The organism is Streptomyces beigongshangae (assembly GCF_019710745.1).
Lineage (GTDB): Bacteria > Actinomycetota > Actinomycetes > Streptomycetales > Streptomycetaceae > Streptomyces > Streptomyces beigongshangae.
In genome coordinates this window covers 111,045-122,763 of the sequence record NZ_JAHKJW010000001.1, presented here as the reverse complement: position 1 = coordinate 122,763, position 11,719 = coordinate 111,045, and the positions used below count along the sequence as shown (strand labels likewise).

The 11,719-nt window shown below is 71.8% G+C and carries 7 protein-coding genes; 6 read left to right on the top strand and 1 reads right to left on the bottom strand.

Annotation, left to right across the window (positions count from 1 at the left end):
• Nucleotides 1–114 precede the first annotated feature (114 nt).
• The 4 genes from KM933_RS00530 to KM933_RS00515 all read left to right on the top strand — a co-directional run bounded on the left by KM933_RS00530 (nucleotide 115) and on the right by KM933_RS00515 (nucleotide 6,740).
• The gene (locus tag KM933_RS00530; protein ID WP_221347725.1) at nucleotides 115–1,599 is read left to right on the top strand and encodes an ABC transporter permease; all 1,485 of its coding nucleotides are present in this window, start codon (nucleotides 115–117) and stop codon (nucleotides 1,597–1,599) included.
• 114 nt (nucleotides 1,600–1,713) lie between these two features.
• Nucleotides 1,714–2,397: an ABC transporter ATP-binding protein gene (locus KM933_RS00525; protein WP_221347724.1), complete on the top strand. Its 684-nt coding sequence runs from the start codon at nucleotides 1,714–1,716 to the stop codon at nucleotides 2,395–2,397.
• Nucleotides 2,398–2,547: 150 nt separating this feature from the next.
• Entirely contained in the window at nucleotides 2,548–5,865 is a 3,318-nt protein-coding gene (locus KM933_RS00520) for a S8 family peptidase (protein WP_430727256.1), read from the top strand.
• Between the two features lie 104 nt (nucleotides 5,866–5,969).
• On the top strand, nucleotides 5,970–6,740 hold the full coding sequence (locus KM933_RS00515; RefSeq protein ID WP_221347723.1) for a group II truncated hemoglobin: 771 nt from the start codon (nucleotides 5,970–5,972) through the stop codon (nucleotides 6,738–6,740).
• Nucleotides 6,741–6,852: 112 nt separating this feature from the next.
• Here the strand turns inward: KM933_RS00515 and KM933_RS00510 are convergent, their stop codons facing one another.
• Complete coding sequence (locus tag KM933_RS00510; protein ID WP_221347722.1) at nucleotides 6,853–7,785, bottom strand: helix-turn-helix transcriptional regulator; 933 nt, start codon at nucleotides 7,783–7,785, stop codon at nucleotides 6,853–6,855.
• 181 nt (nucleotides 7,786–7,966) lie between these two features.
• Between KM933_RS00510 and KM933_RS00505 the strand changes: the two genes are divergently transcribed.
• Nucleotides 7,967–9,007 carry an NAD(P)-dependent alcohol dehydrogenase gene (locus KM933_RS00505; RefSeq protein ID WP_221347721.1) on the top strand — a complete coding sequence of 347 codons (1,041 nt, stop codon included), beginning with the start codon at nucleotides 7,967–7,969 and terminating at the stop codon, nucleotides 9,005–9,007.
• Nucleotides 9,008–9,241: 234 nt separating this feature from the next.
• Nucleotides 9,242–11,374: a restriction endonuclease gene (locus tag KM933_RS00500; protein WP_221347720.1), complete on the top strand. Its 2,133-nt coding sequence runs from the start codon at nucleotides 9,242–9,244 to the stop codon at nucleotides 11,372–11,374.
• Nucleotides 11,375–11,719: the final 345 nt, after the last annotated feature.

Genomic DNA, 11,719 nt, shown 5'->3' with positions numbered 1-11,719 from the left:
CGAGGGCGGCTGCTCGTCACGAGCAGCCGCCCTCGGCGTTTCCGCGGGGTGCTTCTCATCCTTCTCCTATGCGGGGCTTATCCCCCCATCACATGCCGTCCCTAGCTTGCGGCCATGTTCTTCACCTACCTCAGGCGCGAACTGCGCCGCCGCAGAAAGGCGGCGCTCGTCGTCGCCTCCGGACTCGCCCTGGGCATCGCCCTGGTCATCGTGGTCGGCTCCGTGTCGTCCGGCATGGAGAAGGCGCAGGGCAAGGTCCTCCAGTCGCTGTACGGGCTGGGCACGGACATGACGGTCACCAAGGCGGCCCAGGCGCAGTCGGGCACGGGCGAGCGCCCGCGCTTCCGGTTCGACGCCCGGGACGGCGATTCCAGGGAGGAGCAGAGCAGCGACCGCGTCATGGTGCAGGGCTTCCAGACCCTGGCCGCCGACACGGTCTCGAAGGTCGGCACGCAGAAGGGCGTCTCCGACGCCGTCGGCGGGCTCAGCCTCCAGGTCGTCAAGGTCAGCGGACAGTTCCGGCAGGGCCAGTTCCAGCAGGACCAGCAGCAGGACCAGCGGCAGGGCGGCGACCAGCAGGGCGGCGGCCCCGGTGCCCAGCAGTCCCCGCAGGGCCGCGTCGAGGGCGGCGGCGCCGACTTCGACGTCAACAACTACTCGGTCTACGGCACGGACGTCACCGAGCCGGACCTGGGCCCGCTGACCTCCTCGAAGATCACCAGCGGCCGTACCTTCAGGACCTCCGAGACCGACGCGGAGGTCGTCGTCGCCGACGCGTCCTACGCCGAGGAGAAGAAGCTCGCCGTCGGTGACACGGTCACCGTGAAGAGCGTCGAGTACGAGGTGATCGGCATCGCGACCCCCGACAGCGGGGACGCGGCGGCCGACCTCTACCTCCCGCTCAAGCAGGCGCAGACGCTCGGCGACGCGGAGGACGAGGTCACCACGATCTACGTCAAGGCGTCCGACTCGCAGCAGCTCGACACCGTCGAGTCGGCCATCCAGGAGAACATCGACGGTACGACGGTGACGACCTCCGCCGACCTCGCGGACACGGTCTCCGGCTCCCTCTCCACCGCCTCCGACCTCGCCTCGAACGTGGGCAGATGGCTGTCGGTCGCGGTGCTCGTGGCCGCGTTCCTGGTCGCGGGCCTGCTCACCTCGTCGGCCGTCTCCCGCCGGGTACGGGAGTTCGGCACGCTGAAGGCACTCGGCTGGACGTCCGGCCGGGTGACCCGGCAGGTCGTGGGGGAGGCCGTCGTCAACGGCCTCGTCGGCGGCGTCCTCGGTATCGCGCTGGGCCTCGGCGGCGCGTACGCCGTCACCGCGGTCAGCCCGACGCTCCAGGCCGAACTCGGCTCCACCGGCGGGGGCACGGGCGGCCCGGGAGGCGGCGGGGGCCCCGGCGGCGGTACGGGCGGCCCGGCCCGCCAGGCGGCGGCCAGGGCCCTCGACGTGACGCTGACCGCGCCGGTGGCCCTCGGCACGATCGCGGTGGCCGTCGCCCTGGCGGTGGCGGGCGGCCTCGTCGCGGGAGCGTTCGGCGGCTGGCGGGCCTCCCGCCTCCGCCCGGCGGACGCCCTGCGCCGCGTCGAGTAGACCGCCCGGCCCGCACCCCCGCCCCGACAGGGGCGCGGGGAACCGCGCGCTCGGCCACAGCCGGCCCGCACCCTCCCACCGCATCCCCGCGGAGCGACCCCCAGGAGTCACACCATGTACGAACTAAGAGGCATTACCAAGCAGTACAAACGCGGCAGGGAGACCGTGGACGCCCTGGCGGGCGTGGACCTGACCATCGGGAACGGTGACCGCCTGGTGATCCAGGGCCCCACCGGAGGTGGAAAATCCACCCTGCTGCAAATGCTGGGAGGTCTGGACCGCCCCACCTCGGGAAGCATCGAACTGGACGGAACGGATCTGGCCGGGCTGTCCGAGAACAAACTCACCGAAGTCCGCAGCGGGACCATCGGATTCGTTTTCCAGAGTTTCAACCTCATTCCCACCCTTACCGCCCAGGAGAACGTGGAGACCGCCCTCGTCCCCCTGAGGGTGAAGGCGGGGGAGCGCCGGGAGAGGGCCGCCGCCGCACTGGAGTCCGTCGGCCTGGCCGAGCGGCGCGGCCACCTGCCGGCCGAGCTCTCCGGCGGCCAGCAGCAGCGCGTGGCCATCGCCCGTGCCCTGGTCAAACAGCCCAAGGTGCTGCTCGCCGACGAACCCACGGGAAACCTCGACGAGTCCATGCGCGACGAGATCATGGACGTACTCGACACCATGTGGAAGGAGTACGGGCTCACTTTCGTCATGGTCACGCACGATTCCGCGATCGCGCGGAAAGCGCCGCGGGTCGCCACGATCCGAAAGGGGAGGATCACCGTCAAGGAGAACGCCAACTCCTGACCCTCCCAACGCTGTTGAGCGACTGATCACCCCCCGGCATACTGAGTATTCCGGGGGGATGCGCGCGAGCATGCGCAAGGAATGCCCCCTGGCCGGATGAACGGGGATTCATCCCGGACCTGCTCTCCAGGGGGAGACTTGCGCAGACAAGTGAAAAGAGCGTGCGCGGCCACGATCGCCACGGCGGCAGCCGTGGCCCTGACGGCGGGCATGACCGGCCCGGCGTCGGCGCAGGCGGAGCACGCGGACACCGCATCGGCCCCGGTCGCGCGGACCGCGCCCAAGCACCGCATCCCCCTCATCACCGGCGACCGTGTCGTCGTCGACGCCGAGGGCCGCGTCACCGGCCTGGAGCGGGCCGAGGGCCGTGAGGGGATACCCGTCCAGATCCGCAAGGCCGGCGGACACACCCTCGTCGTGCCGGCCGACGCCGCGCGGCTCATCGCCACCGGCAAGCTCGACCAGCGGCTCTTCGACGTCACCGAACTCGACAAACCCGGCAACCGCAAGGCGCAGAAGCGGGGCCTCAAGCTGATCGTCGGCTACAGCGGCACCGCCGCGCGGGCCAGGGCGGACGTCCGCGACGCCGGTGACACCGAGGTCCGCAGGACCCTGCGGACACTGAACGCGGACGCGGTCCTGACGCCCAGGGCCGACGCGTCCGACCTGTGGGCCGCCGTCACGGACTCCCGGGCGGGCGGCGCGAGGACCGCCTCCGGCATCGCCCACGTGTGGCTCGACGGGATCCGCAGGGCCAGCCTCGACACGTCCGTCCCGCAGATCGGCGCCGACAAGGCGTGGGCCGCCGGGTACGACGGCAAGGGCGTCAGGATCGCCGTCCTCGACACCGGTGTCGACGCGACCCACGCCGACCTCAAGGGCCAGGTCGTCGCCGAGAAGAACTTCTCCACCGCGCCCGACGCCACCGACAGGTACGGCCACGGCACGCACGTCGCGTCCATCGCCGCCGGTACGGGCGCCAAGGCCGCGGGCAGGTACAAGGGCGTCGCGCCCGGTGCGAAGCTGCTCAACGGCAAGGTGCTCGACGACGACGGCTTCGGCGACGACTCGGGCATCCTCGCCGGCATGGACTGGGCGGCCGAGCAGGGCGCCGACGTCGTGAACCTCAGCCTCGGCGGCGGGGACACCCCCGCCATCGACCCGCTGGAGGCGCAGGTCAACAAGCTGTCCGAGGAGAAGGGCATCCTCTTCGCGATCGCCGCGGGCAACAGCGGCGAGGCCGGCGAGCAGACGATCGGCTCCCCGGGCAGCGCCGAGGCCGCGCTCACCGTCGGCGCCGTCGACGGCAAGGACACCCTGGCCCCCTTCTCCAGCACCGGCCCCGGCCTCGACGGGCAGATCAAGCCCGACGTGACCGCGCCCGGCGTGGACATCACGGCCGCCTCGGCCCCGGGCAGCGTCATAGCCCAGGAGGTCGGCGAGAAGCCGGCCGGCTACGTCTCCATCTCGGGCACGTCGATGGCGACCCCGCACGTAGCGGGCGCCGCCGCGATCCTCAAGCAGCAGCACCCCGACTGGACGTACACCGAGCTCAAGGGCGCCCTCACCGGCTCCGCGAAGGGCGGCAAGCACACGCCGTTCCAGCAGGGCTCGGGCCGCGTCCAGGTGGACAAGGCGATCAAGCAGACCGTGGTCGCCGTCCCGTCGTCGGTGAGCTTTGGCATCCAGCAGTGGCCGCACACCGACGACACCCCGGTCACCGAGAAGGTCACGTACCGGAACCTCGGGACGGCCGACGTCACGCTGAACCTCTCGGTGACGACCGCCGATCCGAAGGGGCAGGCCGCGCCGGCCGGCTTCTTCACGCTCGGCGCCAGGAAGCTGACCGTCCCGGCGGGCGGCACGGCCTCCGCCGACCTCACGGCCGACACCAGGCTGGGCGGCACGCTCGACGGCGCCTACTCCGCGTACGTGACGGCGACCGGCGGCGGCCAGAGCGTCCGCACGGCGGCGGCGGTGCAGCGCGAGGTGGAGTCGTACGACGTCACGCTCAAGCACATCGGCCGCGACGGCCGGCCCGCGCCGGGCCACCTCACGGACCTGTTCGGGTACGCGGGGCCCGGCAAGGACCGGAGCTTCTCCGCGCCGGAGAGCGACGGCACGGCGACCGTGCGCGTGCCCAAGGGCACGTACCTGCTGGACTCCTGGATCGTGAAGGACTTCCAGACCTTCGAGGGCGGCCTCGACTGGCTGCTCCAGCCCAGGCTGAACGTCACGAAGGACGTCTCGGTGACCCTGGACGCCCGTACGGCCCAGGCGGCCGACATCACGGTGCCGGACGCCGGGGCGAAGCCGCTGTCCGCGATGGTCTCCTACTTCTACGACCCCGCCGAGATGGGCGTCACGGCCGGCTTCACCTCGTTCGCCGACCTGCGCATCGCGCACCTCGGCGCGGACGTCACCGGTCTCGTCCAGACCTGGGGCGGCCAGTGGACCAAGGGGGCGGACGCCGAGTACGACGTGGCCACCACGGCGGAGGTCAAGCGGTTCCAGGGGGACAAGGTCCGGCACTTCAAGGCGGGTGAGCTCGCCACGGTGAAGAACAACCTCGGCGCCTCGGCCCCCGGCAAGACCGGTGCGCTCGTCCCGGCCGGCGAACTGCCCGGGTCCTTCACCTTCGGTACCGCCTTCGAGCAGAAGCTGCCCGGCGCCAGGACGCTGTACCTGTCCACGAGCGACAAGATCAAGTGGGGGCTGGAGTTCGAGCAGTACGGCCCCGCCGACGAGGACGGGTTCCCGACCCTGGAGGCCTACTACACGCTGGGCAACCCGCAGACGTTCGCAGCGGGCAAGAAGTACGAGAAGACCTTCAACACGGCGGTCTTCGGCCCGCGTATCGGCTCGGACTTCGGCATCTACCGCGAGGGCGACGACATCTACGGCTCCCTGCCGCTGTTCGCCGACGGCAAGACCCACGCCGGCTCCTCGCTCCACTCGTCGGCCACCACGAAGCTCCTGCGCAACGGCGTCGAGGTCGGCTCCAACAGCGACCCGCTGACCGGGGACGGCTTCTTCAGGGTCCCGGCCGGTGACGCCTCGTACAAGCTGACCACCTCGGTCAAGCGCAGCGTCAAGATCGCCGCGGCCTCCACCCGCGTCGACGCCAGCTGGACCTTCCGCTCCAAGAGGGCCGACCTGGCCAGGCTGCCCGCGTCCTCGGTCCGCTTCGACGCGGCCGTCGGCCTGGACAGCAGGGCACCGGCGGGCGAGAAGGTCTCCGTCCCGGTGACCGTCCAGGGCTCGGCCGCGGGCAAGAACCTCAAGTCGCTCGCGGTGTACGTGTCGTACGACTACGGCCAGACCTGGAAGAAGCTCACCGTGAAGAACGGCAAGGTCGCGGTCACGAACCCGGCCAAGGGCAAGGGGATCTCCTTCCACGCCAAGATCGCCGACAAGAAGGACAACAAGTCGACGATCTCGATCTACAACGCGTACTACGGGAAGTAACCCCGTGTGCTACGGGAAGTGACCCCGTCTCGCTGAACGCACACGCGCGCGGACGGCCCGCCGGAAGCAGAGCTGCCGGCGGGCCGTCCGGGTAGGCGTGGGGTATGACCGCGCACACCGTTGAGTACATCCGGTACCTCATTCCCGAGCAGCAGTCGGCACAGTTCCTCGCCGCCTACAACCGGGCCGCCGCGCAACTCGCGGCGGCCCCGCAGTGCGTCGACTTCGAGCTGGCCCGTGCCGAGGACGACTTCGAGCACTTCGTGCTCCGCGTCACCTGGACGTCCACCGAGGACCATGTCGAGGGTTTCCGCGAGTCCGAGCTGTTCACCGACTTCATCGCCGAGATCGGCCCCTTCTCCGGATCGATCGAGGAGATGCGCCACTACCGGCCGACGGCCGTACGGGGCACGGGATCGGCCGTGCCCACGCTGTACGCCCGGGCCGGGGGCGCCGATGCCTTCGCCCGGCTGACCGAGGTCTTCCACGGCATGGTCCGTGAGGACGAGGTCCTCGCCCCGGTCTTCGAGGGGCTCTCCACCGAGCACGCGTCCCGGCTCACGTCCTGGTTCGGCGAGGTCCTCGGCGGGCCGCCGGCCTCCTCCGAGACGCAGGGGGGCCACGGGCACCTGGTCGCCAGGCACCTCGGCAGGGGCATCACGGAGACCCAGCGGCGCCGCTGGGTCAACCTCCTGCAGGACGCGGCGGACGCGGCGGACCTGCCGACGGACGCCGAGTTCCGCTCGGCGTTCGTCGCGTACGCGGAGTGGGGGACGCGGGTGGCGGTGCAGTTCTCGGCGCCGGACGCGGTGCCTCCGGCGGAGCAGCCGGTTCCGCGGTGGACGTGGGGTGCGGAGCAGCCTCAGCGGGGCTGACCGCCTGACCGCCCGTTCCTCGTCCGCGGCCCGGTGGGGGCCGGTCGCGCGGTTCCCCGCGCCCCCAGGTGGTCCCCGGGCCGGGGCGCGGGGACCACCTGGGAGCGCAGGACTATGTGTGCGGCGTCGTCGCCGAGCCCGCCCGGGTCGCGTCCGCCCCCCAGCTCGCGAGCAGCCGCAGCCCCTCCGCCGAGGCCGAGCCCGGCTCCGCGTGGTACGTGACCAGCGACAGCTCCTCGTCGTCGACGAGCCGGAAGTTCTCGAAGGACAGCGCCAGCTCGCCCACCAGCGGATGGTGCACCCGCTTCATCCCGTGGCTCTTCTCCTTGACGTCGTGCGTGGCCCAGAGCCGCCGGAACTCCTCGCTCTTCACGGACAACTCCCCGACCAGCGAGGACAGCCGCGGATCGTCCGGGTGGCAGCCCGCGTCCATCCGCAGATAGCTCACGATGTCGGACGCCTTCTGCTCCCACTCCACGAACAGCTCGCGGTACTCGGGCCTGAGGAACACCATCCGCGCCCAGTTCCGCTCCTGTGCGGGCATCCGGGACCAGTCCCCGAAGACGGCCGCGGCCATCCGGTTCCAGGCGAGGACGTCCGAACGCCGCCCGACGACGTACGCCGGCACACCGTCGAAGCTGTCGATCAGCTGCCGCAGCGCCACCCGCACCTGCTGCGGCCGGGCCGACGGTTTCCTCCTGTGCTGCCTGGGCTTCGCGAGATGCGTCAGATGCGCGTGCTCGGCCCCGCTCAGCCGCAGGGCGCGCGCGATCGAGTCGAGCACCTCCGCCGACACGTTCCGTCCGTTGCCCTGCTCAAGACGCGTGTAGTACGCCACGGACACCCCGGCCAGCTGCGCCAGCTCCTCGCGGCGCAGCCCCGGCACCCTGCGGTGCCGCCCGAAGTCCGGCAGCCCCACGTCCTCCGGCTTCAGCCGTGCCCGTCGGGTGCGCAGGAACTCGCTGAGCTCGGCGCGCCGGTCCAGCGGCCGTCCCGGCTCCCGGCCGGCCGGGCCCGTGTGTCCGTGAAAGGGCTGCTCGTCCATATGTCCAGTATTCACGGTCGTACGCACATGAACCTGCCCCCGCCAGTAGTAGGACCACTGGACGTACGAAGGACCGTGGCCTGGGTGGCACGCGTCGGTCGGGGCACTCTGGACGATGTACCCGGCCGGAGGACCGGCCGGGCGCAGGACCCGCAGGACCACTCCCTAGGAGACCCCCCGCATGACCACTGTCGCCGCATACGCCGCTCCCGCCGCCAAGGCTCCGCTGGAGCGCACGACCGTCGAGCGTCGCCCGGTCGGCGAGCACGACGTCCTCATAGAGATCAAGTTCGCCGGCATCTGCCACTCCGACATCCACCAGGCCCGCGAGGGCTGGGGCGAGGCCATCTTCCCGATGGTCCCCGGCCACGAGATCGCCGGTGTCGTCAGCGAGGTCGGCTCCGCCGTCACGAAGTTCGCCGTCGGCGACCGTGTGGGCGTCGGCTGCATGGTCGACTCCTGCCGCGAGTGCGAGAACTGCAAGGCGGGCCTGGAGCAGTACTGCGCCGAGGGCATGACCGGTACGTACAACGCGATCGACAGGAACGGCGAGCCCACCTACGGCGGCTACTCGACCCACATCGTGGTCGACGAGGCGTACACCGTCCGCATCCCCGAGGGCCTGGCCCTGGACGAGGCCGCGCCGCTGCTGTGCGCCGGCATCACCACGTACTCCCCGCTCAAGCACTGGAACGCCGGTCCCGGCAAGAAGGTCGCGGTCCTCGGCATGGGCGGCCTCGGCCACCTGGGCGTCAAGATCGCGCACGCGCTCGGCGCCGAGGTGACCGTCCTGTCCCAGTCGCTCCGCAAGAAGGACGACGGCCTGAAGCTGGGCGCCGACCACTACTACGCGACCAGCGACCCGAAGACCTTCGAGGACCTGCGCGGCACGTTCGACCTGATCCTCTCCACGGTGTCCGCGCCGCTCGACCTGGACGCGTTCCTGGCCCTGCTGAAGACGGACGGCGCCTTCGTGAACGTGGGCGCGCCCGAGGAGCCCGTCTCCCTCAACCTGTTCTCGGTCATCGGCGGCCGCAAGACCCTCGCCGGCTCCTCGATCGGCGGCATTCCGGAGACCCAGGAGATGCTGGACTTCTGCGCCGAGCACGGCTTCGGCGCCGAGATCGAGCTGATCAGCGCGTCCGAGATCAACGAGGCGTACGAGCGGGTGCTGGCGAGTGACGTGCGGTACCGGTTCGTGATCGACACCGCGACGATCTAGCTCCGCCGGTGAACGGGGGAGGGGCCGGGGTGGTTCGGTCGTGGGCCGGCCGGCCGCCGGTGGGGGCTGATCGCGCAGTTCCCCGCGCCCCTTCGGGGGCGCCCCCCGCGCCCCTTCGGGCGCCGGGTGGATGTGCGGGGCGGTGATCGCTGGTTAGAGTCGTCCCGTCACATCTGGTTGTGGGGACAACCAGCTGCCTTTCGGCGCGGACGTCCTGGGGAGGGCCTGCAGCGCATGAGTCGTCGCTCTACTGGTTTTGTCGGCGTGTGGGCCGAGGTGCAACGGCAGCAGCAGCGCCAGCTGGAGGCCGAGGCCAGGCAGCGCAGACGCGCGGAACAGCAGGAGCTGGCCTACCGGCGACGGGCCGCCCAGAGCAGACGCCAGTACCGGCAGGCCGAGGCGCAGCGGCGCACCGAGGAACTGGATGCCCGGGTCGAGGCCCTGCAGGGGCTCCTCGCCGCGGGGTGCCGGGCCCCGGCCTTCCGCGCGTCCTCGCTCCTGCGGTCCGAGGAGATCCAGCCCTTCGCCCCGGGCCCGCTGGCACAGCCGGTGCGCATGCCGGACGCCGCCCACTACCAGGTGCAGGGCGGCTGGTCCGCGGGCCGCCGGGCCCAGGCGCAGGCCGAGGCCCGGGCGCGCTTCGAGCGGGACCGGCACGCGGCCCAGGCCGCTGAGGCGCAGCGGCAGCGGCAGCTGGCGTCCTACCAGTGGGAGTACCAGCAGTGGGCGGACGCCCGGCTGGCGGAGGTGCGCGGGCACAACGCGGGGGTCGCCGAGGTGACCGAGGGCGTCCGGCGCAAGGATCCGGACGCCGTGGTCGAGTACTTCTCCGCCGCCCTCTACTCCTCCACGGCCTGGCCGGAGGACCTCCCGCGCCAGGTCGCGGCGGCCTACGACCCGGCGGCCCGGCAACTGGTGCTGGACTGGGAACTGCCCGCCGTCGACATCGTCCCCGAGGTCAAGTCCGTCCGGTACGTGTCCGCGACCGACCAGGACAAGGAGATCCCCCACCCGGTGGGCCGGCGCCGGGCCCTGTACCGGGACGTCCTCGCGCAGTGCGTGCTGCTCGTGCTGCACGAACTCTTCGCCGCGGACGAGCTGGACGCACTGGAGTCGGTGGCCCTGAACGGGTTCGTGAACGGGCACGACCCGACGACGGGCCGGCCGGGCCAGATCTGCGTCGCGACCGTCATGGCCCCGCGCGCGTCGTTCCGCGATCTGCACCTGGCCCAGGTGGAGGCGGTCAGCTGCCTGTCCGACGGTCTGCGGGGGCAGTTGTCGGCCCGGCCGGACCAGCTCGCACCGGTGCGCCCCGGCCGCCGGCCGCAGGACGTCGGCAACCGTGTGGTCGCCCACGGCGGCGACGAGGAACCGGACCTGTACGCCATGGACCCGATCGCGTTCGAGGACCTCGTCGCCGATCTCTTCCGGGCCATGGGCATGCAGGCGGTGACCACCCAGCGCTCGAACGACGGCGGCGTGGACGTCGACGCGCTCGATCCGGCGCCGATCAGGGGCGGCAAGATCGTCGTGCAGGTGAAGCGGTACCGCAACACCGTCCCGCCCACCGCCGTACGCGACCTGTACGGAACCGTGCAGGACGCCGGTGCCAACAAGGGCGTCCTGGTCACGACGTCGCGCTTCGGGCCGGGCTCGCACACCTTCGCCAACGGCAAACCGCTGGAACTGGTCTCGGGACCCGAGCTCGTGGACCTGCTGCACCGGCACGGGCTGCGGGGGCGGCTGGGTGACGGCGGTACGGGTGACGGCGGTACGGGTGACGGCCGTACGGGCGGTGGCGGCGCTGCGGGCGGGAGTGGCGCGGGCGACGGGGACGGGGACGCGGGCGCGGTCCGGCCGGCTCCCGAGCCCAGGCTGCCCGACGACTACAACGTCCTGGGCATGTCGTGGACGGGGGACGTCGCGCTGGACGTGTGCGCGCTCGTCTGCTCGGGCGACCGCGTCCTCAGCGACGACCACTTCGTCTTCTTCAACAACCCGCGCACCCCCGACGGTGCGGTACGCGCACTGCCCGCCACCGCACCCGACAGGGCCGCGCTCTGCGTCTCCTTCGACGGGCTGCCGGAGCGGGCGGACCGGTTCGTCCTGGTGGCCGCGGTCGACCCGGAGACCAACCCCGAGGCCGACCTCTCCGGTTTCACCGACGCCCGCATCCGGCTCCTCGACCCGTCGCTGTCCGAGCTGGGCCGTCTGGAGGTCTCCGACGGCCGCGCGCACGAGACCGCGCTGGTACTGGGCTCGTTCCGCCGGCGATCGACCGGCGACTGGGACTTCGTCCTGGGCGGAAAGGGCTACCGGGGCGGCCTGGAGGAACTCGTCCAGGACCACGGCATAGAGGTGGAGTAGCGTCCGGACCCACACCTGCGCCGACGGTGCCTGGAAGCTGCCGGAGCCCGCCGCCACCCGCGGCGCCGGGGTCTTCGCCGACGCCTCCTGCATCCAGCGGCTCAGCACCCGCGGCGGTGTCGCCCCCCACCACCGCCTGCACCGGAACCGACCGGGTCAGCGTTCCCTGCTCGGCCACCCACACCTTCTACGGGCCCGTCGGCTGACGGAGCCCGTCGCGTGACGGAGCCCGCCGGGTGACACGGTGGACACCGGGTCCACCGGAGAGCAGGACCCGGGGCCCTTCGAACGGCTTCAAGGGCTTCCGGAGGGCCACGGTGGACGGTGTGCCGGCACACCGCGTCA

What these genes read in the sequence shown, in the direction of transcription:
- KM933_RS00530 (WP_221347725.1), top strand. Translation starts at nt 115, where the DNA reads ATGTTCTTCACCTACCTCAGGCGCGAACTGCGCCGCCGCAGAAAGGCG.
- KM933_RS00525 (WP_221347724.1), top strand. Translation starts at nt 1,714, where the DNA reads ATGTACGAACTAAGAGGCATTACCAAGCAGTACAAACGCGGCAGGGAG.
- KM933_RS00515 (WP_221347723.1), top strand. Translation starts at nt 5,970, where the DNA reads ATGACCGCGCACACCGTTGAGTACATCCGGTACCTCATTCCCGAGCAG.
- KM933_RS00510 (WP_221347722.1), bottom strand. Translation starts at nt 7,785, where the DNA reads ATGGACGAGCAGCCCTTTCACGGACACACGGGCCCGGCCGGCCGGGAG.
- KM933_RS00505 (WP_221347721.1), top strand. Translation starts at nt 7,967, where the DNA reads ATGACCACTGTCGCCGCATACGCCGCTCCCGCCGCCAAGGCTCCGCTG.
- KM933_RS00500 (WP_221347720.1), top strand. Translation starts at nt 9,242, where the DNA reads ATGAGTCGTCGCTCTACTGGTTTTGTCGGCGTGTGGGCCGAGGTGCAA.